This window comes from Chryseobacterium polytrichastri (genome assembly GCF_900142445.1).
GTDB lineage: Bacteria > Bacteroidota > Bacteroidia > Flavobacteriales > Weeksellaceae > Chryseobacterium > Chryseobacterium polytrichastri.
In genome coordinates this window covers 38,643-62,371 of the sequence record NZ_FRAV01000030.1, presented here as the reverse complement: position 1 = coordinate 62,371, position 23,729 = coordinate 38,643, and the positions used below count along the sequence as shown (strand labels likewise).

18 protein-coding genes are annotated in these 23,729 nt (G+C 31.6%); 11 read left to right on the top strand and 7 right to left on the bottom strand.

What is annotated here, in order from left to right:
- The first annotated feature begins 683 nt into the window (after positions 1–683).
- The 9 genes from BUB80_RS17070 (at position 684) to BUB80_RS17030 (ending at position 11,856) form a co-directional block, all read left to right on the top strand.
- Positions 684–1,511, top strand: coding sequence for a glycosyltransferase family 2 protein (locus BUB80_RS17070; RefSeq protein WP_228433869.1), 828 nt, complete (start codon positions 684–686; stop codon positions 1,509–1,511).
- Positions 1,512–2,313: 802 nt separating this feature from the next.
- Positions 2,314–2,862 carry a YMGG-like glycine zipper-containing protein gene (locus BUB80_RS17065; RefSeq protein ID WP_073295362.1) on the top strand — a complete coding sequence of 183 codons (549 nt, stop codon included), beginning with the start codon at positions 2,314–2,316 and terminating at the stop codon, positions 2,860–2,862.
- 54 nt (positions 2,863–2,916) lie between these two features.
- Positions 2,917–4,551, top strand: coding sequence for an LIC_10190 family membrane protein (locus BUB80_RS17060; protein ID WP_073295359.1), 1,635 nt, complete (start codon positions 2,917–2,919; stop codon positions 4,549–4,551).
- Between the two features lie 50 nt (positions 4,552–4,601).
- Positions 4,602–5,672, top strand: coding sequence for a chorismate synthase (aroC, locus tag BUB80_RS17055; protein WP_073295356.1), 1,071 nt, complete (start codon positions 4,602–4,604; stop codon positions 5,670–5,672).
- Between the two features lie 14 nt (positions 5,673–5,686).
- A complete protein-coding gene (locus BUB80_RS17050; protein WP_073295353.1) occupies positions 5,687–6,250 on the top strand; it encodes a thioredoxin family protein in 564 nt (187 codons plus the stop codon).
- A gap of 177 nt (positions 6,251–6,427) precedes the next feature.
- A complete protein-coding gene (locus tag BUB80_RS17045) occupies positions 6,428–6,967 on the top strand; it encodes a TlpA family protein disulfide reductase (protein ID WP_073295350.1) in 540 nt (179 codons plus the stop codon).
- Positions 6,968–7,050: 83 nt separating this feature from the next.
- Positions 7,051–7,398, top strand: a complete 348-nt coding sequence (locus BUB80_RS17040; protein WP_073295348.1) for a YkvA family protein — start codon at positions 7,051–7,053, stop codon at positions 7,396–7,398.
- 200 nt (positions 7,399–7,598) lie between these two features.
- Positions 7,599–8,978: an orotidine-5'-phosphate decarboxylase gene (pyrF, locus tag BUB80_RS17035; protein ID WP_073295345.1), complete on the top strand. Its 1,380-nt coding sequence runs from the start codon at positions 7,599–7,601 to the stop codon at positions 8,976–8,978.
- A 52-nt stretch (positions 8,979–9,030) separates the two neighbouring features.
- Positions 9,031–11,856 carry a gluzincin family metallopeptidase gene (locus BUB80_RS17030; protein WP_073295342.1) on the top strand — a complete coding sequence of 942 codons (2,826 nt, stop codon included), beginning with the start codon at positions 9,031–9,033 and terminating at the stop codon, positions 11,854–11,856.
- A gap of 54 nt (positions 11,857–11,910) precedes the next feature.
- Here the strand turns inward: BUB80_RS17030 and BUB80_RS17025 are convergent, their stop codons facing one another.
- From BUB80_RS17025 to BUB80_RS17015, 3 genes are all read right to left on the bottom strand, one after another.
- Complete coding sequence (locus BUB80_RS17025) at positions 11,911–12,774, bottom strand: lamin tail domain-containing protein (protein ID WP_073295339.1); 864 nt, start codon at positions 12,772–12,774, stop codon at positions 11,911–11,913.
- Between the two features lie 195 nt (positions 12,775–12,969).
- Positions 12,970–13,812 (bottom strand): T9SS type A sorting domain-containing protein, encoded by an 843-nt coding sequence (locus tag BUB80_RS17020; protein ID WP_073295337.1) that lies wholly within the window; start codon positions 13,810–13,812, stop codon positions 12,970–12,972.
- 90 nt (positions 13,813–13,902) lie between these two features.
- Entirely contained in the window at positions 13,903–14,697 is a 795-nt protein-coding gene (locus BUB80_RS17015) for a T9SS type A sorting domain-containing protein (protein ID WP_073295334.1), read from the bottom strand.
- Between the two features lie 187 nt (positions 14,698–14,884).
- Between BUB80_RS17015 and BUB80_RS17010 the strand changes: the two genes are divergently transcribed.
- Positions 14,885–18,082, top strand: coding sequence for a hypothetical protein (locus BUB80_RS17010; RefSeq protein ID WP_073295331.1), 3,198 nt, complete (start codon positions 14,885–14,887; stop codon positions 18,080–18,082).
- 91 nt (positions 18,083–18,173) lie between these two features.
- Here the strand turns inward: BUB80_RS17010 and BUB80_RS17005 are convergent, their stop codons facing one another.
- Positions 18,174–19,940, bottom strand: a complete 1,767-nt coding sequence (locus BUB80_RS17005; RefSeq protein WP_073295328.1) for a T9SS type A sorting domain-containing protein — start codon at positions 19,938–19,940, stop codon at positions 18,174–18,176.
- Positions 19,941–20,140: 200 nt separating this feature from the next.
- Here BUB80_RS17005 and dusB point away from each other — a divergent pair, with 200 nt between their 5' ends.
- Complete coding sequence (gene dusB / locus BUB80_RS17000; protein WP_073295325.1) at positions 20,141–21,136, top strand: tRNA dihydrouridine synthase DusB; 996 nt, start codon at positions 20,141–20,143, stop codon at positions 21,134–21,136.
- Positions 21,137–21,190: 54 nt separating this feature from the next.
- Here the strand turns inward: dusB and deoC are convergent, their stop codons facing one another.
- Genes deoC through BUB80_RS16985 form a run of 3 tightly spaced genes read right to left on the bottom strand, consistent with a single transcriptional unit; the run spans position 21,191 to position 23,380 of the window.
- Positions 21,191–21,937 (bottom strand): deoxyribose-phosphate aldolase, encoded by a 747-nt coding sequence (gene deoC, locus BUB80_RS16995; RefSeq protein ID WP_073295322.1) that lies wholly within the window; start codon positions 21,935–21,937, stop codon positions 21,191–21,193.
- A gap of 3 nt (positions 21,938–21,940) precedes the next feature.
- Positions 21,941–22,411 carry an Lrp/AsnC ligand binding domain-containing protein gene (locus BUB80_RS16990; protein ID WP_054511755.1) on the bottom strand — a complete coding sequence of 157 codons (471 nt, stop codon included), beginning with the start codon at positions 22,409–22,411 and terminating at the stop codon, positions 21,941–21,943.
- A gap of 39 nt (positions 22,412–22,450) precedes the next feature.
- Positions 22,451–23,380 carry an endonuclease/exonuclease/phosphatase family protein gene (locus BUB80_RS16985; RefSeq protein ID WP_073295320.1) on the bottom strand — a complete coding sequence of 310 codons (930 nt, stop codon included), beginning with the start codon at positions 23,378–23,380 and terminating at the stop codon, positions 22,451–22,453.
- Positions 23,381–23,729 lie beyond the last annotated feature (349 nt).

Here is a 23,729-nt window from a genome sequence, read left to right as displayed (position 1 = left end):
GATACCACAGTAACAAGCTGGATAGGATTTAATTATCTTGCTTTTATCGTTATTGCGATTAGAAAATTTGAAAAAAGAAAGTCGAGATGACTTCATTACAAAAACAATATCAAAGCTTAAAAAAAACACATCCATTCTATATTATCTTAAAAGGTAATCTTTTTCAACAAGTATGATTATAAGATCATAAAATACCTCTTATTTCGATTCCATTTTTAGGATAAAAAGATAAAATAGGTCTTAAAAAATGGTTTATTTACCTACTGTAAATCTACTGCAAAACAAAATTAAGCATCTAAAAATCAAAACCTTAAAATTACTCAATAATTCTGAAGTAGTTCAGCTATATGAACATTCATATTAATTTTGTAATTTTATCCCTAGCTATTTACAAATAGTAAATCGTTCAAGTTTTAGAAAATATTATAATTAAAACAGTCCTCAGATTATACCTATTTATCTGAAAACATCCATAAAGTTATTCATTAGCCTTATAATTAAAATAATATAATAGTTCTAGAGATTTTAATTTCAACAATTAACATCCATAATAATTAAAATTTATTCTTACATATAACGTAACTATAAAATACAGAATTATTCATAAACAAACATTGATTTTAATTATAAATTTCAATGTTTTTAATTAGTACCTTTACAACTACATTATAACTCACTAAATAATGAATAAAGTATCGATTTTAATAGCCAATTATAACAACGGGAAATACTTTCTCGAATGTTATAATTCGATTATCAATCAGACTTATAACAATTGGGAAGTTATAATTGTTGATGATGCTTCTACAGATGACTCTATAGAAGTAATTAAAAGCATCATACAAGATGATACCAGATTCAAATTATATGAAAACTCATCAAACAAAGGTTGCGGTTTTACAAAAAGAAAATGCATGGAGCATGCAACTGGAGACATATGTGCTTATTTAGATCCAGATGATGCCCTCTACCCTATTGCCTTAGAAGAATCTATTGAAGAATATTTATTTAATAATAAAATCGTAGCGACCTATTCAAAAATGATGATGTGTGATGAAAATCTTAATCCACAGAAAACTTTTAGCGCTACAAAACAAATTTTCAACGACAAGTATTTTTTTAATTGTCCTATACAATTTGCTCATTTTTTCACTTTTAAAAAAGAAGCATATCAAGAAACCCAAGGTATCAACCCCAATTTAAAAAGTGCTGTAGATCAAGATTTATATCTTAAAATTCTTGAATTAGGAGATGTAGCATTTATTAATGAAGATTTATATTTATACAGACAGCATTCTAATGGTATTTCTCAGCAGAGCTCAAAACAAAAAGCTAAAGATTCATTCGCTAAAGTAATTCATGAAACCATGAAACGAAGGGGAATAAAAATAATCCATAATCAAGATGTTCCTGATCAATTTACAAACGCAGAAGAAATCTACCAGCTGCTACACTACCAAACAGAACCGTTATTCAGGCTAAGAAATAGACTTAAATTAACTTTTATGTAAATTCTAAAAACAAAGTTTATCTTTATTTCAATATTCTTAGTTTAAAAATACTCAACTACTTCCAAATCAACTTATCATCATAAAAAAAGGCCTCCTTTGCAGGAGACCGTAAAAACACAAATGATGAAAAAAATCTATCCGGAAATGAAAACCCGAATAGAGTATCGTAAATAGTAATATTCATTACTTTATAATATCTCTTATCGCCAAATACCACCGAGTAATAAAAAAATTTCATTACACTTAATAGTATTCTTTTTAATTTTTGAAACCCAAATTTACCACTTATTTCTATATCAAGTGAATAAAAATATAATTATCTATTACTTTTTATAAAATTATGTTTCAACTAAGGTCTTATTATTACAAATATAAACTAAATTTCCATTAATCATGAGTTTCAATTAGATTATAAATATTAAATATAATTTATTTACATCTGATAATCAGAAACTAGCATGAAAGTACCAACCTATTTTAAAAAAGATTTCAGAAGAAAATTCTGTTTACAAGTATATAAATTCTTATATAAAAATGGTGATTTATTTTATAGCATTACAATTATTCAATATCCATCAAAAATTCTTTAAAATGAAAAAATTAAAATAATAACTGAATTATAGACTATAATTTACCAAACATAAAAAGCATACGCTGATTACATTACAAAAAAAATAAAATTATTCATCATTAATAAAAAACATCATTTTATTATTTTTTTAGAACATTTAACATTACTTAACTAAAAATTGGCTTCATAATTGAAAATAATAATGAGTACATCCTTATTAAAATTTGAATTATGAAGAATATAGTGTTAACAGGGCTCTTGTCGGTTTTTATAATGACCGCCTGTAAGAAAGACGATCAAGTTGCTGAAAAATCTCTTGAACTGCAGAAAATAGAATTTCAGACAAAACAGCTTGAAATAGAGAAACAGAAATTAGCTATTGAAAAAGAGAAAATGGCTTATGAAGCACAGAAAAAAGCAGATAGCATAGTAGAATCTCAAAAAGCTAAAACTGCAGCTGCAAATAATTCAAAACCACAAATCATAAGAGAAACAAAAACCATTTATAGAGACAGACAATCCAACTCAAGTTCTAATAATGGTAATTACGCAGATAATGGAAGCAATGCTTCACAAGGCACTACAACAAAGAAAAAAGGAATGAGTAAAGCGGCAAAAGGTACAATCATAGGTACCGTAGGTGGTGCTGCTGCAGGCGCCCTTATTGCTAAGAAAAATAGAGGTCTTGGTGCCGTAATTGGTGGTGTTGTAGGAGGTGCAACAGGTTATACAATTGGTAGATCCGGTGACAGAAAAGACGGCAGAGTACAACCAAAATAATTAATATTTCACAATAAATTTAAAAGATTGCTTATTTTTAGGCAATCTTTTTTTATGATTTTAATTTTACTTTCCTCAATTCTTATTATTCCAACCCTAATTGGTTGGGGGAAAATCGTAGAGAATATATTAGGTTCCTTATTTGATAGAATTTCTGGAAAAGCTTTATCCGGAATAATAGGTATCAGCTTACTCTGGACCACCTTATCATTTTTTATTGCTTTGAATATTTATGTAGAAATAAGTACTATTTTATTCGGGCTTATCTATTTTATTAAAGATAAATTATATCAGGAGTTCTACTCATTTTCAAAAAAAGACATCATATCCATTGGTATAGTTTCTTTCATCGTTTTATTAACAAGCTCTTTTTATCCTTATATATTAGATCATTTTGGATATTATGTTCCTACTATAAAATGGCTCACAGAATATGGGTTGGTAAAGGGAATATCAAACTTGGATCTCACGTTAGGGCAAATGTCGATATGGCATATTTTTCAGGCCGGATTTTCCAATTTCTCAGATCCATTTTTAAGAATTAATGCAATCATATTAATAGTCTACTCCATTTATATTATTGAAAAGAAAAGCTGGATTCAACTCTGTTTTATTCCCATCTTACTTTTGTTTTCACAATCGCCAAGTTCGGACCTTCCTGTTATTGTTTTTTCATTAATCATTTTAAAAGAAATTCTTTCAGGAAATCAGAAAACGTCATTATTGATTGGTTTTTCAATTTTTGTTTTTGCCATAAAACCTACCATGATCTGGCTTCCCATCTTAAGCTTCCTCTACTCTATCTTTATTGTAAAGTCAAATTATAAAAATCTAATATTAGGAACCTTAATTCTTCTGTTGTTCTTTATTAAAAATATCTGGGCTTTTGGCTATCCTATCTTTCCTGTTTCTGTTGGAGATGTTGGAGTCAGCTGGAAACCCAACCCTGAAGTTTTAAGAATTTCTTCACAATATGCCATCTTAAAGACTTATGATATGCAGTATTCTTATCAGGAAATTCAACATTTCACTTCAATAGATTATATTAAAAACTGGCTCTTTTTGAATGGAATAAAATCAAAGATCAATATTCTTTTCATCCTGACATTATTAATTTTTATAGGTTTTACAATCATTAAAAAGAATAAAACTATTACGTTAATTTGTATTTCACTCCTTATAAAAAGCATTTTAGTTCTTTTATTTTCTGCACAATACAGATTCTTTATTGATGTTTTTTTTGTTATCTTTTTCGTAATGTTCATGAATCATTTTACTCAAAAGAAAGCTTTTATAATCTTTGGATCGCTAAGTTTATTTTTTATTGGGTTTTTATCATTCCCAAATATTATTCAAAAATACACCCCTAGTTTTCGATTAAGTAAATTCATGGGGAAATTTGAAAAAGAACAATTGTATAAACCATCAAGTTATATTTATAATAATTTCACAGCACATCAAGTTGGAAATCTACAATTTAATATTTCTAAAAAATATTCTTTTAGTTTTGACACTCAGCTTCCTGCTATTTCTTCAAGCTATATTTTTGATGATGTAAAGGCAAAAATATTCCCTCAGCTTATTGATAAAAATAATATCGAAAAGGGATTTATCTGGAAAAAGATGACACCACAAGAGATAAAGGAAGCCCAAAACATTATTAATACTATCGAAAACGCTGATAAATAGAACTCATACAGAAACTTTATTATCTGAAGAAAAATCGGTAATTTTGTATCATGTTCAATACTTTAGGTAATCTTCTCAGTCTTACAACATTTGGAGAAAGTCACGGTGTGGCTTATGGTGGAATCATCAATAATTTTCCGGCAGGTTTGGAAATCAATCTTGATCAAGTTCAATATGAATTAGATCGTAGAAAGCCTGGCCAATCAGCTATTGTTACACAAAGAAAAGAAAGTGACACTGTAAAATTTCTTTCAGGAATCTTTGAAGGAAAAACAACGGGAACTCCAATTGGTTTTATCATCGAAAACGAAAATCAGAAATCAAAAGATTATGATCACATCGCTAATTCTTATCGTCCGAGTCATGCAGATTTCACGTACGATCAAAAATATGGGATCAGAGATTATCGTGGCGGTGGAAAATCATCAGCAAGAGAAACAATCAACTGGGTTGTTGCAGGAGCTCTTGCAAAACAACTTTTATCAAATATAGAGATCAATGCTTACGTTTCTTCTGTAGGCGATATTTTCTGTGAAAAACCGTATCAGGCTTTAGATTTTTCTAAAACCGAAAGCAATGAAGTTCGTTGCCCGGATGCAGAAACAGCAGAAAAAATGATCTCAAGAATCAAAGAGATTAAAAAAGAAGGAAACACCATTGGCGGAACGATTACTTGTGTGATCAAAAATGTTCCTGTGGGAATTGGTGAACCTATTTTCTCTAAACTTCAGGCAGAATTAGCAAAAGCAATGTTGAATATCAATGCCTGTAAAGGTTTTGAATATGGAAGCGGATTTTGCGGAGCTAAAATGACAGGAAGCGAGCACAACGATGGTTTCAACAAAGATTTCACTACAAAATCTAACTTATCAGGAGGAATCCAAGGTGGAATTTCTAACGGAATGGATATCTATTTCCGTGTTGCTTTTAAACCTGTTGCTACTATTTTAAGACCTCAGGAAAGCGTTGATAAATATGGAAATCCTGCTATTGTGGAAGGAAAAGGAAGACACGATCCTTGTGTAGTTCCAAGAGCTGTTCCTGTAGTGGAAAGTTTAGCTGCTTTTGTATTAGCAGACTTATTTTTGATCAACAAAACAAGAAATATTAATAATTTTTAATATCAACACATCGTATGAAAAATTACTGGGATAAAGGAATTTCTTTCGAAGACTATGTAAATACAGGAAAAGAAAGATTAACAAATCCTGCCACTCAACAAGAAATAGATTACAAACAATATTACGAGCTGGGACTTCAGAGAATGGAAAGAACTTTAAAAAAGTATACTCCGGATGAAGAGCAATTAAAAGAGTTAGCATCTAAAAATTTTGACGGAAAAATTTTAATTATTTCTGAAACTTGGTGTGGCGATGCAAGCGCAACCGTTCCGGCTTTGGTGAAGTTTTTCGAAGGTCACAATGAAGTTAGAATATTCTTAAGAGACAGCGATAAAAGTTTGATCAACCAATTTTTAACCAACGGAACAGAGTCTATTCCTAAAGTCATTATCTTAGATAAAGATTTTAACTTGAAAGATTCTTGGGGCCCGCGTCCAAAATTTGGTAAAGAATTATTAATGAAACATAAAGCAGATCCTGAAACTTATACAAAAGATCAGTTTTATAATGATCTGCAATTGTATTATGCTAAAAACAGAGGAAAAGATTCTGTTCAGGAAATTTTAGAATTACTTTAATTATTAAAATTTAATTATTAGTAAATATGCACTCTCTTTGTCATTCCGTAGGAATCTCAACAAAGCATTTTTCATAATGAATCTTAAAACAGTTTAGATTCCTACGGAATGACAAAATGAGCGCTTAAATTCATAAGTTTAGCCTAATTTTTAAGCTTAAACAATTTTTATCAAAAAATGAAAAAAAATATAATTTATATAGTCTTGATCGCCATTATCGGTGTGATCGCTTTTGTTCCGGGAATAAGAAATTCTTTAAAAGACCTATTCTTCCCTATAGCGACCATTGAAAATGCAGTACATATTAATGAAGAAGATTATGATATTGAATTAAAAGGAATCAACGTTCCAAGCACGAATCTTAAAACATTTAAAGACAAGCCTATTTTCCTTAATTTTTGGGGAACATGGTGCCCTCCGTGCAGAAAAGAATGGCCTTCTATTCAAAAATTATATGATACCAGAAAAGGAAATATAGACTTTGTATTAATTGCAATGAATGATCAGGAACCGGCAATAAGAAAATTTCTACAGGAAAATAACTATAATGTTCCCGTATACATTGCTCAAAGTCCTATTTCAGAAAAGCTGTTGCCCAAAGTATTTCCAACTACTTTTCTATTGGATAAAACAGGAAGAATATTAATAAAAGAAGATGCATCAAGAGACTGGAACACAGAATCTACCCATCAATTCATTGATAATATTATTAAGTAATATTTAACTAAAATTTGTATTGAGTTTATATAAAATTTGCGAAATTTACATCGTAAAAAAATTATTTTAAAACCAAACACAAAATGAAGTACTCAAAATTAAATTTGGCAAAAGAGGCTATTAACCATAAAGGGTTTGTAAAAAAAATCCCTGATATATTCAGAATGGTGAAAATGTGGAGAAAAGGAATATACCCTGTAAGTTCCATTGATATGATTCTTCCATTATTAGGACTTCTCTATGTGATTTCACCGATAGATTTACTACCTGAGGTTGCTATACCTGTTTTAGGCGTTTTAGATGATTTAGCTGTTTTGTCATTAACTATTCCTAAGCTAATAAAAGAAGTAGATAAGTTTTTACTTTGGGAAGCAGAAAGAGAATACAGTTCTGGTGATACAAAATTAATTGACGCTCAAATTTTAAAATAAATAAAAGACATTCCTTTTCGGAATGTTTTTTTTGTTAATAGTGAATAGTCAATGAGCTTCGCTATCAATTTTAATAATCACAAATCACCCTAGATGATTGGCAATTGACTTTTCACTTGCAAAGTAAAACAGACTATTCTCCTTTCACATTTTACAATTCCCTTTCAAATCCTTAAATTTGCAACATCTAATAAAAAATAATGGAAAGTAAAAAAGAATTCTTTTTGGAGTGCTACAAACTAGGCATCATTAAATTCGGAAGATTCACTTTAAAAAGTGGTATTGAAAGTCCGTTTTATGTAGACTTAAGACCTTTAGCTTCAGATCCTAAAATTTTAAAAAATTTGGCTAACTATTTATTGGAAATGCTTCCTTTAGATAATTTTGATTTGATCTGCGGTGTTCCTTATGCAGCACTTCCAATGGCAACAGCAATGTCTTTGGAAAGTTACATTCCGTTGATTATTAAAAGAAAAGAAGCAAAAGATTATGGTACTAAAAAAATGATTGAAGGAATTTACCAAAAAGGGCAAAACTGTCTTTTGGTAGAAGATGTAATTACTTCAGGGAAATCTTTAGTAGAAACAATCGCCGAAATTGAACAGGAAGATCTTAAAGTTGCAGATATCGTTGTCGTTCTAGACAGAGAGCAAGGCGGAAAACAACTTTTAGAAAACAAAGGTTTCAGAGTTCATACCCTTTTCAATATTTCAGAAGTTTGCGAAATCCTTCAGGAAACCGGAGATCTTAGCGATGAAGAAGTGAAAAGAATTCAGGATTTTCTTCAAGGAAATCATGTTCAGTTTGAAGAAAAAACAAGATCTTCTTACGAGCAGAAATTACAAAATACTCAACATTCGGTTTCTAAAAAATTATTAGAAACAGCTTTAGCAAAACAATCAAACCTTATCGCTTCTGCAGATGTCACTACCACTCAAGAATTGTTGGAATTGGCAGAGAAAGTAGGTCCACACGTTATTGCATTAAAAACACATATCGATATTATTTCTGATTTCGATTATGAAAAAACAATTACTCCATTAAAAGCATTAGCTGAAAAACACCAGTTTTTATTAATGGAAGACAGAAAATTTGCCGACATCGGAAACACTCAGGAATTACAATTCACAAGTGGAGTTTTCAAAATTACAGATTGGGCAGATTTTGTTACTTCTCAAGTTATCGGAGGTTTTGAATCATTAGACTGTTTCAAAAATGTAGGCGTTGTTGCGATTATCGGAATGTCTTCAAAAGGAACTTTAACAACCAGTAGTTATAGAGAAGAAGCGCTTAAAGTAGCTTTGTCTCATCCTAATGTAATTGGAGCTGTTTCTCAGAATGCTATTCCTGAGGAAATCTTATTATTTACTCCAGGAGTGAATTTGGCAGATTCAGGTGACGGAAAAGGACAGCAGTATAATACTCCTGAACATGTATTTAAAACCCTTCACACCGATTTCATTATTGTAGGAAGAGGAATTTATAAATCTGACAATCCTGAACAAGCTTCTATCACTTATAAAAATGAAGGTTGGAAAGCATATTTGAATTCTTTAGAAAAAAAATCAATTCAAAACTAAAATTTTACGAAATCTATCCAAAATAAGTTATATTTGGTACTTTATCAGAATTTTGAAAAAAGTTATTAGTATTTGTCTTGTTTTGTTTTTGGGTGTTGTGGAAGTTTCTGCACAGAAAGACAGCATTTATATTGAAGCAAAATTATCTTCGGATAAAAAAACGCTGACTATCAATCAAGAACTTATTTATTACAACAATTCTGAAAAGGATTTAAATACCGTAAAACTTTTAAACTGGGTTTCTGCTTATAGAAAAAGAGGAACCTCATTAGCTTACAGAAAACTCGAAGACAGGAATAATGATTTACACTTTGCAAAACCTGAAGAACAAGGGAAGCTTTTAAACTTAACCGTTAAAAATTCCGATAATCAGGATATTTCTGTAAACAATATATCCGAAGAGAATATTTTTCTTCCTTTAGCTAAGAGTTTAAAACCCGGTGAAAGTATAAAATTACAACTGCAATATCAGATGCAGCTGCCTGATAAAAAATTTACAGGTTATGGAACATCTGATAAAAATATAGCTTTAAAATATTTCTTTATTGTTCCGGATCATTTTGATCCGGACAATATTTCTCAAAGAAATTACCATGATATTGAAGAATCTATTAGCTTCAATACCTATTGGACAATCAATTTTGATCTTCCAGTTAATTATTTTATAGAAAGTAATCTTCAACAAATTCAGATGAATTCTTTTAAAGGATATTTGGATTCTGATCCTGAATTTCTGATCTCCCAAAATGAATTTCCTTCTATAAAAATTAACACTTCCGATATTAATACCGAAATAAAATTCGGATATAATTTAAGGCCGGAAGAGAAACAGAATTTAGAATTTTATCTGCCTTTACAATTACAATTCATCAAAGAAAAAATAGGTTCTATTCCTGAAAGATTATTTATTTCTGAGAAGTTCAGAAACAAAGAAGATTTCTTTGGAAACAATGATATTCTGTTTTGGAGATTCAGATTCAAGCTTTTTGCCGATGCTGAAAATACAGATATGGATTATTTCGGAATCATTGCTAAAAAGATTCTTGATGAAAGTATCATTGCAGATAAACAAAATAATCACTGGTTTAAAAATGGATTAAAGTCTTATCTTGAAATTCAATATCTAAATAAATTCTATCCTGAAACTAACCTTTTAGGAACACTACCTGAAACTAAAGTCTTCGGAATAAAACCTTTAAAGTTATTTCATGCTTCAAAAGTGAAGTTGATTGACCGTTATGGGTTGGCTTACCAATACATTATGTCTCAAAATCTTGATCAGAAGATTGATGAAAAATTCACATCTCTCAGTAATTTTAATGACATGGCGATCAGTAGTTTTGAAACAGGAAGTTTATTTAATTTCTCTGCCAATAAAATGGGGTATGAAAAATTCAATGATTTATTAAAAAGTTATATAGCAAGAAATAGCGACAAGCAAATTAATCCAAAAGATTTCTTAAAAGAACTTGCCGAGCAGGATAAAACAACGAGCTATTTAACTGCTTTTCTAGAGAAAAAAAACAGAGTCAACTTTAAATTAAAAAGATTTAGAAAAGAAGATGATTCTTTAAATATCAATATTCATAAGAATACCCTTTCTTCAATTCCTGTAAAACTGGAAACCGAGACAAAGGAAACAAAAGAGAAAAAAGAATACTGGATAGAAACGGAGGAAAATGAAAAAACAAAAATATTTTCTATCCCTGCTTTAGATATCTATAAAATTACCTTGAATAACGATTTTATCTTCCCGGAATCTAAATATCGTGATAATTTTGTGTACGCAAAAGGTATCTTTTCAAATACAAAAAAAATTAAATTAAAACTGATAAAAGATATTCCTAATCCTGAATTCAATGAAATTTATGTAAGCCCGAGAGTTCGTTTTAATAATACATACGACAAGTTTCTTGTAGGATTTAATTTTAAAAATCAATCTTTTTTCGATCAAAAATTTTTGTATTCTGTAACACCAACTTATAGTACTGGAACAGGAAAACTAACAGGTTCAGGAGCTGTTTCTTATTCATTTTTACCTGCCGAAAGCATTATAAGAAGTTTGACTTTTGGAGTTTCAGGTTCTTACTTTCATTATGATTATAATCTTGCGTATAGAAAAGCATCTCTATTCTCTAATATCAATTTCAGAAAAAACCCTAGAAGTACCGTGAGTAGAGGTATTGGTCTTTCTTATACTTATTTCGAGAGAGATTTAAGTCCTATTATGGTTGCTAATCAGGATTATCATAAATATAATCTTTGGAGTGTTGGGTATGGATATTCCGACAGCCAAATGATTCACGAAAAAAGTTTAAGCGTAAGCACCCAAGGAATGGAAGATTTTAATAAGATTACTGCTGAAGCCTTTTATAGATGGGAGTTTGCTCCTAAACAAAAATTAAGCGTAAGATTATTTGGAGGGTATTTTGTAAGAAATGATACAAGAAACAATACTTTTAATTATGGTATTTCCAGAGTTTCAGATTATTCTTTCTCCTATAATCTTTTAGGCCAAAGCGCCAATAGTGGTATCTTATCCCAACAATTTATTTTGGCTGATGGTGGTTTCAAATCATTTCTTCCCGGAAGTGTTAATAAATGGATTACCTCTATGAATGTAGATTCCAATGTTTGGAAAATATTTCATGTATATGCAGATGCCGGTGTTTATAAAAATAAAGACCAGCCTACACAATTCATTTGGGACACAGGTGTAAAAGTAAGAGTAATTCCAGATTTTTTAGAAGTCTACTTCCCTATTCAATCTTCTTTAGGATTCGAACCTTCATTTAAAGATTACGCAAGACGTATAAGATATACATTGGTTCTTAATTTAGGATCAATTATCAATGCAGCCAGAAGAGGTTGGTATTAAAAAGAAAAACAGCTACCAATAGCAGCTGTTTGAGATGTATTTAAATGATATACCTTAATCTTTTAATATTTTTTGAGATACAGATTCATTATTAATAGTTCCTGTTACCATATAATCACCTTCTGGAAGATCAGAAACATCTAAGCTTAAAATATTTTTTGATGAAGTAGTTTTTACTATTCCTCCCACAGAGTTATAGATTTTGATATTTTTAACTTCAGTACCAAATAAAAGTTGATCTTCTTTTACAAATGCATTTTCTATAAAATTAAACTTTCTAGAATTATTACTACTATCAAAAACAGATAATGTTCCTCCGGAAGAATTCCCTGGAGAAGCTGTTGCAATGGTAAAATCAATTGCATTGTCATTGGTATCACCCGAAATTCTTGTAATAGAAGTTGTGGTTGTTGGAGATGGCGCTGGACCTGCCCCTTCAAACTGATCTGCAGATCCATATCCTACAAAGTCTAGAACGTTGGCATCTGTAGGTCCAGTAACCTGTGTTGTATTACTCGCCAAAACAACTTTACCAGAGGTCACTGCAATTCCAATTCCTATTGAAGGGTTTGAAGTTCCATTAAAATTAATAACTGTTGTTGCGATAAAGTCTGGCGTAGGTAAATTAACACTTCCTCCCCCACCTGTCGCTTCCTGAATGAGATAGACTTGCCCAGGATTTAGATTAATATTTGGCAACGTATGATATTGAGTAAAAGCTCCCACAGCAGGAGCATACTGAATGGTTGCTCCAGTTAAAGAAGCCGGTGCAGAACCAATATTTTTTAATTCTATGAAATCATTCTTCAATGTTGCCCCCGAGTTTCCGCCACCGCCGTATATTTCGTTGATAACAATCTGAGCATTCATTAATGCAACCGTCGAAACTAATCCGATAATAGTAAAAATTTTCCTCATGATAATATAATTTTGTGTGATATTATTACTAATAATGCAAAAATAATACCTAAAACTCAAATTCAAAATCCAAACATTCAGAATAAGGTAAATACAATATCAAAAGATTATCTCTTGATATTTACTATTATTAATCAATAAAAAACCGCTACTTCAAGGAAGCAGCGGTTGTATATCTAAAAAGAATATTTCAGATTAGTCTTTCAAAATTTTCTGAGAAACGGGTTGGTTGTTAACCGTTCCTGTAACGATATAGCTACCTTTAGCTAAATCAGAAACATTTAAAGTTTCATTTTCTTTTACAGAAGCAGATTTTACAACTTGTCCAAACATATTATAAACCTTTACATCTTTAGCTTGAGCTCCAAAAGTAATTCCTTCATTTTTAACAAAAGTGTTTTTAACGAAGTTTGCTTTTACTTTAGATAAATCACTTACTGCTAAAGAACCTGTAGTTCCTGTGATTGTAACATTATCAACTCGAGTAGTTCCTGTACCTGCATAATTTGCTCCTCCATTTGCAGAATAGGTAGAATTATTTGCAGGATCAAATACAGAAACAATTCTTACTGAAAAGTTGGCATTATTATTAGCTGCTGCAGGTATATTATTAGTCATTGTAACCCAGTTAGCAGGTGAAGATGTAGTACCTATTTCGGTAGCTGCACCAACATTTGTCCATGTACTACCGTTTACTGTATATTGCATTTGAAAATATTTAGAGCATGTCCCAGATCCTGCAATATCAATAGAAACAACAATGCTAGAATAATTAACTGTACTTACATCGAATTTAAATCCAGCAGTTCCCGAACCTGTACTTTGAGCTGGAAATCCAGCTGTACTCCATGCTTTACCGCTTCCTGGATTCCCTACAGGAAAAGAAGGGGTACCAGTAGCTACTATTATACTTGCTGTACCTGCACCTGTTGATGGAGCAGCAGAACTTGCATCAAAATTCCATTGAGTGATAGTCGTTTGCGCAAACATAACTGTTGCTGTTGCTAAAGCAACAAATAAAGAATAAATCTTTTTCATAATATAGAGTTTTAAATTGTATGATGTAAAACTACAAAAAAACCGCCCTTTTTTCAAAGTGGCGGTGTATAATTAACAAATTGTTAAAGTTTAGTTTTTAATAATTTTCTCTGATACTAATTGACCATTTACAGTTCCGGCTACGATATAAGTCCCTTCTTTTAAATCAGCTACATTTAGTGACTGATTTTCAGAAACTGTTGCTGTTTTTACCACTTGACCTGCAATGTTGTAAATTTTCACATCAGATTTAGTACTAAAAGTAATATCATTTTTTACAACTGTATTTTTAATGAATAAGTTCTTCTTTCCTTTTATTTCATTTGTCGAAAGTGATCCAGCGCTACTACCAACAACTTTTATATCATCAATTCTATAGTTTCCATTATTGCTTGTTACTGAAGACCATCTAAGACTTAAATTTGAAATATTTTCTGTTTGTATCGGTAATTGTATAGCAACACCACCATTTACAAGAGCCCAGCTATTCCCATTCTTAACATACGTATAAGTTACGTCATTCCATGTAGAGCCATCAGTACTCCATTGAAAAATAATATTTTGAGCAAAGCTACCAGTCCCTCTTCCTCCCCAAATAATATTAATGCTATTATAGCCAACTGTTGATAAATTAGAGTAAGTTAGTGTATGTGTAACTCCATTTGAACCAGTTCCAGCAAATACTGCATTTGCTCCTCCTGAAACTCCAGCATATCCAGTTGACCCAGAAGCTGTACTTGCATTCCATCCAGTAGAAGTATTTGTACTTACCCATCCTGCCGGTAATGTAGATGTAGTTCCAAAATTTTCTGACAAAAGAGTAGTCTGTGCAAATGCTGTTGCTGCAATCATTACGGTAGCAACTAACGAATAAAGTTTTTTCATGGTTTAAAAATTTAATTATTAATAATTTAGACGGCTAAAATACAAGTATTTTTATTTTCCTCACAATAAATTGTATAAATTTTTGTTAATAATGTTAAAACCTTAATTATAAACAATTTTTAGTTATTTTTACCAATTATTTTCCAAGAACTTGCGGAATTTCATCCTATTATTCATTATATTTTTTATGAGCATTACATTTACTAATGCTCAGGTGTTTACATGGAAAAATCCTAATCTTCCGAAAGACAGTCTAAAAAAAGATAGTATTTTAGCGGCAAGGCTTGAACAAGATATTTTCACAAAAGATACATTAGACTTTGTAAGAACAAGCAACAGGATTATTGTAGATGAGGCCGTGCTTGCTAAAAATGATAAAAAACGATTTTTAGGAGAGTTAAACTCCAAAGGTTCTATTATTAGAGGGATTACATTTGGTAATAATCAAGGGCAGTCTGTACAAAGCTCAATGGACCTTCAGATTTCAGGAAGGCTTTCAAAAGACGTTACTATTTTAGCCAGTATTTCAGATCATAACTTACCTATTCAGGCAGATGGATATACCCAAACGTTAGAAGAGTTTGATAAGATCTATATGCAGCTTAATATTAAAGATAAATCAATTCTTAGAGCTGGGCATCTGGACTTAGTTGAATCTAAAAACTATTTTGCAAAATACCAAAGACGAAGTATGGGGCTTGAGTTCCAAACAGAATTTGGAAAAGATAATAAAACCTTCGTAGATGTTTCAATGGGTGTTGCCCGAAGTGAATTCCACAGAGTACGTTTTCAAGGGGTTGAAGGTAACCAAGGACCTTATCGTTTAACAGGTAAAAATGGCGAACAGTTCATTACTTTGATATCCGGTTCTGAACAGGTTTTTATTGATGGTATCTTAATGAAGCGTGGTGAAAACCAGGATTACATTATTAACTATAATACAGGTGAGGTTACTTTTACCAGTTTCCGTCCTATTTTCCAGCAAAACTTTATCACCATTTCTTATAACTATGCCAATAGAAATTATTCCAGATATTTATTTACCGGAAAACTAGAGCATACAAGAGAGAAGCTGAAAATCGGTTTCAACTGGTTCATGGAAAATGATAATAAAAATGCACCTCTTGCTTTAAACCTTTCTAAAGAAGACGAACAAATTTTAGCCAACGCAGGAAACAATCCTAATTTAATGTACGCTCCATCAGGAGTTTTAACCGAATATGACGTTAATAAAATTTTATATCGATTAGTACAAAATCCTAATGGAAATTATTATGAATTTTCTACAGACGCAAATGAAAGTCTTTATCAGGTTTCGTACACTTATTTCGGGGTAAATCTTGGAGATTACAAAATAACACAAACAACTAATAATGGTCGTGTTTTTCAGTACGTAGGACCCAATGCAGGAGATTATAGGGCTGTTAGAAAGTTACCTTCTCCGCAAAAATCTCAAGTGTACTCTGTGAATTCTGAAGTTTTACTGAAAGACGGAAAAATAGGAGCTGATTTCTCCTTAAGTAATTATGACCTGAATTTATTCTCTTCAAAAGATTCTGATCAGAATATTGGCTATGCAGGACGTATTTTCGGAAACAAGACTTTCACAAAAAATAATTGGAAAGGAACTCCAAGTTTTGAATATCAACATATTGATAAACAATTCCATATTTTAGATAGAATCAACGATGTAGAATTCTCCAGAGACTTTAACTTAGCTCAGGAATTTAGTGGTAAAACTCAAAACAGATTTATATTCAGTTTCCTTAACAAATGGAATAATAAATCTACTTTAAACTATCGTATCAACTATCTGGACGAGCAGGATTCTTATAAAGGGATGAAAAATGATCTGGATTTTGGTTGGATCAAAGGGAAGTTTTTCACAAAAGGAAATCTATCTTATTTGAATACCAATGCTATTCAGCAAGATACTAAATTCATCAGGGGTGGTGTTTCAACCGAATTTACCGGCAAAAAAGGAAGCTGGGCAATTGGTGGAAGCATGGAACACAACGAGAAAAAATATAACGATACCCAATTAATGGATGTCACGAGTTTCAGTTGGAAAGAATTATTTGTTCAAAAGAAAATTGGTGATAGCACGAGAACAAAGTTATTGGCCAAAGTGTACATGAGAGATAATGACTCTGTGCGTGATAACAGACTTCAAAATATGAATAATATTTTAGGGGTTATGGTAGAAAGTCAACTTATCAAAACAGAGAAAACAACCTTAAATGCGCTAATTCATTACAGAAAATTCTTCTATCAAAATCAGGATATTGATGCTTCCAGAAATAATGATTTCGTGGTAGGAAATATTCTTTATAACCAACAACTTTTCAGAAATGGTATGCGTTTGCAAGCTTTCTATGAATTAGGAAACGGACAGGAAGCACAAAGAGAATTTCAATATCTAAAAGTTACAGACGGACAAGGTATTTATAAATGGACCGATTATAACGGAGATGGTGTTCAACAGCTTGATGAATTTGAAATTGCGGAATATTCAGATTTAGCACAATACATTAGGGTTTACACCAATTCTGTACGATATATTGCTTCCAATAAAAATAAGATACAGTTAGCCTTATTTGTTAATCCATCCATTGTTTTCAATTCTGAAAATAAATTTTTAAAACGTTGGAATTTTAACATCTCATTAAATTCACAAAACTCATTCTACAAAAAAGATAAAGTATTAGTACTGAATCCATTTGAAAAAAGTTCGGATCAAATTTTAAAAAATCAAAATATTTTAGCTTCTGTTCAATTCAGTCCAACAGAAAAATCGGGATGGAATGGTAACTACCGTTTTATTTCCAATGATAACTTAATCAATGCTAATTTCAGTAATGAAGAAAGGGAGCAAATCTCTCATTTCTTAAATGTTGGATATTGGTTTAATAAAGAATTTAGAGTCGATTGGGAAAACTCGGTTCATGATATTCAGAATTCTTCTCAACTATTTGCCACGAGAGATTATCGTTTAAATAACTTTGAGACCAAACCAAAAGCAACCTATAAATTTACGGATGCTATTCAGGCTGAACTTTCTTCGGCTTTCCGTCAAAAACAAAGAATTGATGGTGAAGAATTCTTAAAAGCTTTTGACATCACGGGAACCATACAATGGGATCGCAAGAAGACTTCCATTAGAGGAAACTTCTCATTTATCAATAATAATTTTAATGGTAATAATTTCAGCATCGTTGGAAACCAAATGCTAGATGGTCTAAAGCCCGGAAAGAATCAGGTTTGGAGTGTTTTCATTCAACAGGCCATCAACTCTTTCTTACAGCTTAATTTAAATTATGAGGGACGAAACTCCGGCGACAGAACCATACATATCGGAAGTATGCAGGTGAAAGCAAGTTTCTAATTAAACTAAATTTACACATTGAACTTTCCCGTTTTATAAAACAAAAAACCCGACTATAAAGCCGGGTCATAATTTTAATTCTTATTTGGTTTTATCTTTTAATAATTTTTATAGATTGTGATTCTTTGTCGGAATTAACTTTTAAGATATAAACACCAGCAGGTACTTGTCTCATATCTATGGAAGCTTTTTCTGAATTTGCATTTTCAATAATAACTCTTTGTCCAACCGCATTATATACTTCAACAGTTTTGATCTTATTCACATCATTAATTGTAACAAAGTCAACCACAGGGTTTGGATAATAATTAATTTTCTTCTTAGCAATATCCTGTACGGCTAATACTGTCGCTGTAAATTCATAGGCACCCAAATCCGGCGTTGTAGCATTTCTCGCATTACCATCAGCATCTACTGTTACCTCTGTAACCGGTGTTCCTTTATTATCAAGAGCTGTATTCCCCGATGATGCTAAATGAAAATCTGTAGCAGAAACAAAGACAGGAAGAACATTGATAGAATTAACATTTCCTCCAAAACCTGTTTGTATATCTGCCAAACTAATTCTGGCAGAACCTATAAATCCAAGATTGGCTCCCGAAGTAAAATAATCATTATAATTGATGTTAGAGAAAACTGTATTGGCAGCCCCAGAATAAATAGTATATCTATCCCCTGCCTGAGTCTGAGAATTCACAAAAACGTTATTTCGTAGGTCTATTGCTCCTGCCGCCGTCACCGCACTTAAAACATTAAGAGCAGCTGGTCTTCCAGAAACATTTTGATTAGCATTCATCACGACCGTATTATAATAAACTTTATATCCAGCGCCTGCACCTATAACAATGCCATAACCATTATCTGCAACAGCAGCACCTAATGCATATCCATACCCTGTAACCCCACTGATGATGTTATTATAAGCAATCATATTTGCAGTTGCACTCGAACAGTTAAAATACAATCCGTTAGCTCCATAACCACCTGTGTTCGTATTGCTTATATCAGATATTTTATTATTAAATACAGCACCGTTATTTCCAGCAGCCCCTACAAGAATCCCCGAAGCAGTTGATGTTGAAGACAATGTAACTCCTGTTATCGTATTACCGCTTATCTCAAAATTTTTAGCATTTTGAACTGCAATTCCTCTAAATCCCATTTTATCGGCAAGCACAGTAGATCCAATTACATTATTTTTAATCATGAACCCTTGGTCTGTATTTACTGAATTTCCTATTGCAAAAATAGCATTTTGTGCTTTATTGAATACGTTATTAATACTCATAAAATTATTGTTTGAAACCTCTGCTTCTGCTCCTAAAGTAGATCCTGAAACAATAATACCAACAACAGTTCCTGAAGAACTAGCACCAATAATATTTGTATTTTTAAAAGTTACATTTTCAGAGCCATCAGTAGCTGTACTTGCAACCCAGGCAATTACAGGTGTAGCTCCAGTGGCAACATAAGTATTGGTAAGAGTCAGATTCCTTGTAGTAGTTCCATTATTACTTCCATCTATGGTTACATTATCACCTCCATTGATTTTAATAAGAGCCGTTGTAATAGCACCAGATATTGTTGCAGTTACTCCCGTTCCTGGTTTTACTAATAGAGAGGTATAACTCGCTGCTCCAGTACTTGCATTCAACACCGCGCTAGCTGTTTCTGTTGTATTTCCGGTAATAGTAATCGTAATTGCTCCTTGATGTGTTCCTGCATTAATAGCATCGAATGCGCCTTTTAATGTAGTATAAGTTCCCGTAGTTGTGCCTGATGTTGCAGCTAAACTTACTTGTGCATTTAAGTTTATCGCTGCAGCACTTACAGCAATAAAAAATAGAATTTTTTTCATGGTATTAATATTTAGATTTGATTATAAATATATGAAAAATTTTCATTAAAAAATCATAATCAACTAAATATCAATAAATAAAACAATACTAAATGAAATATTAATTAGTCAATTAAGTATTTTTAACGCTAATTTAATTCCCAACATAAACACATCAAAAGATCTTTTTTCTACTATTTATAATTTCGTAAATTTGCAGGATGATAAAGATAGGCAATATAGAACTGCCGGAATTTCCGCTTTTATTAGCTCCAATGGAAGACGTGAGTGATCCTCCATACAGACGCTTGTGTAAATTACATGGAGCAGACCTTATGTATTCAGAGTTCATATCTTCTGAGGGGTTAATTCGTGATGCAATGAAAAGTCGAAAAAAATTAGATATTTTCGATTACGAAAGACCTGTCGGAATCCAAATCTTTGGAGGAGACGAAGAAGCAATGGCCATGTCTGCAAAAATTGTAGAGACTGTAAACCCCGATCTTGTAGATATTAATTTCGGTTGTCCCGTAAAAAAAGTAGTATGTAAAGGAGCCGGAGCCGGTGTTTTAAAAGATATTGACCTGATGGTTCGTCTTACAAAAGCTGTTGTAAGCTCTACTCACCTACCCGTAACAGTGAAAACACGTTTAGGATGGGACAGTAATTCTATCAATATTGACGAAGTAGCAGAACGTCTACAGGAAACAGGAATTAAGGCACTCACAATCCACGCAAGAACACGTGGGCAAATGTATAAAGGTGAAGCTGATTGGGAGCATATCTCAAGAATTAAACAAAATCCAAATATTGAAATTCCAATTTTCGGAAACGGTGATATTGATTCTCCTGAAAAAGCATTGGCATATAAACAAAAATATGCTTGTGACGGAATTATGATTGGCCGTGCAGCTATTGGCTATCCTTGGATCTTTAATGAAATCAAGCATTTCTTTAAAACTGGAGAACATTTGCCAGAACCTACAATTTTCGACAGATTATTAGCTGTTCGTCAACATGCAGAATGGAGTGCAGAATGGAAAGGAGAAAAATTAGGATTAATCGAAATGAGACAGCATTACAGCAACTACTTCCGTGGAATTCCTCATTTTAAAGATTTCAGAAGAAAATTTTTAGAGGTATATACTTTAGAAGAAATGGACGAGGTAATTAAACAAACCCAAGCATTTTACGAAGAATATCAAACCCAAGTATAAACAAGAAAGCCATCAAAAATTTGATGGCTTTCTTTTATCTTTTAATTGAATATTTTAATATCCTTCGGAAGCAGACTTATTTTTAATTAAGGCTATTGCTGAAGAAGTTCCTATTCTTTTCACTCCCATATTAATCATTCTCTCAGCATCTTCAGGAGTTCTTACACCACCGGCTGCTTTTACGGGAAGTTTTCCGGCATTATCCAGCATAATCTTTACACCTTCAAATGTTGCCCCGTTAGGTTTCCCATCAGCGGTTTCATAAAAACCAGTTGAAGATTTTACAAAAATTTGTGAAAGATCACTTTCAGAAAAATTCTCTTCCGCCCAATTGGAGATATGCTTCGTAAGATCCGCAATTTCTTCATCTGTTAAAGCTGCAATCTCGATAATCCATTTCGCCACTTTATGATGTTGAATACACAATTGTGTGCACTGCACGAATTCTTCTTTTACTAACTCTAAATCTCCTTTTTGATAGGCATTGTAATTAATTACAAAATCTAATTCGTCAGCTCCGTTTTCTATTGCCGTGGTAGCTTCTGCTAGTTTTTCATCAACAGAATATGTTCCTTCATGAAAACCAATCACAGTGCCTACAATAACATTTGCATTCCTTTCCTGAATATACTTTTTAATCTCGGATACATAATCCGGACGTATCATTACTGCAAGAATACCATTATCAATAGCTTCCTGTGTAAGTTCTTTATTTTTTTGTAAAGTTTCTTCGTTTGAAATACCCGACTGTGCAGGTGTCTTCAAATATGTTGAATCCAAATATTGAGCAATATTCATAATCTATTATACTTTCAATTGTCTGTAAATACCTTGTTCCAAAGATATGAAAGTTTCTGTTCTTGTCACTCCTTTTAGCTTCTGAAGTTTGTTAAGAATTGTCATTAAATGATCATTATCCTTACAAAGAACTTTCAAGAAGATGGTATAATTTCCTGTGGTATAATGAGCTTCCACCACTTCATTAATTTCCTTTAAAGCTTTTACCACTTCAGGATAATGACTTGGCTGATCTAAAAATACTCCGATATAAGAAATAACTTTATAACCAATTTTTTTAGGGTTCAGAAATGAAATTGAATTTTCAATAACTCCTGCATGCTCCAGCTTTTTTATTCTCTGATGCACAGCTGTTGTTGAAATTCCAACATTTTTTGAAATGTGAGCTAAAGAAGTTTTAGCATTATCCATCAACATATAGATGATCTCTTTGTCGATTGAATCTAGATGGTAGTTTGCACTTGTTGAATTTTTCATTTTTTCTACTTTTTAAATTATTTATGTTTTTACATTGTGTTATAAATCTTTAAATTTTACAAAAACCGGAAAATGATCACTGTATCCGCCTAAATACCTTGTGCCAGCATACGTTCGAAAAGGTCTGCCTTCAAAATTCCTGTTCCTACTGCTTATTTTTTCAGGGTTGAACACTTCAGCATTTTGAAATGATAAACCTACATTGTCAAATAATGATTTCGACAATATAATCTGATCAAACAGCAATCCGGATTTATAATGAAAAGTAGAATAATTTCTTGTGGAAAACAATTGCTGGAAAGGGTTTTCTAATACCTTTTCGTTCGCATTGTCGTAGAGAATTTTTACTAAATTTTCATCATCTGGGTTTTCGTTAAAATCACCACACAAGATTACATGCTCCTTTTCATTTATAATATTCAAAATCCGCCCCCGGACTTCGTTCAATATAAAGGTCCTCTTTGGTTTATTAATATCTTTTTCTCGCTTTGAGGGAAGGTGAGCGACAAATACATTAATAATCTCTCCTCTATACTTCACTTTAGAATATAATACATCTCTTGTTGTGTCGTAGTTTTCTGTGTTTTTATCTATAATTTCAAAGAAGAAAGTAATGGTTTCTGAATCTATTACTTCTACTTTATTTTTATCATATAACAGGGCAACATCTACTTTTCTTTCGTCCATAGAATTGTAGTGAATGATGCCATATTCTGAATTAAAAGGTTCCATCTCAACAAGATCTTCCAATACTTTCCTTCCGGATACCTCAGACAGACCTATCATTAATGGCAATACTCCATTCTCCTCCTTCATCAACTGAAAAACATGCGCTATTTTAAAAAGCTTGTTTTTATATCTCCTATCATCCCAATTTCTTAACCCTGATTTTGTTGGATCCAATTTATGAATTGGCTTAGGATCAGGTAAAAATAAATTTTCTACATTATAAAAACTAAACAGCTCCATTACCTCGCATTTCTTATTCTTTATTTTTTTACATTTTAGTTCTAGCTTGTAAATTTATTATTTTTTTTCAAATATGGTTAATTTATTTACAATGTATTTATCTTAAATTAATATATTGAACAACCATAATTAAATAATATCAACAACCAAAACGTAAATATATAATTAAAAATTTTAATTACATTCTACTTTTTTAATGAAAAAAAAATCAAAAAAAAATATGAAATTTAAATTAACAAGAATAAAAACCTATTATAAATAGGATTATATGCCCATATTTAAATCTTACTTGCTCTTATTACAATTATTATTCCATTTTTTAAATTAATTACTTAAAAAACAAAAAAAA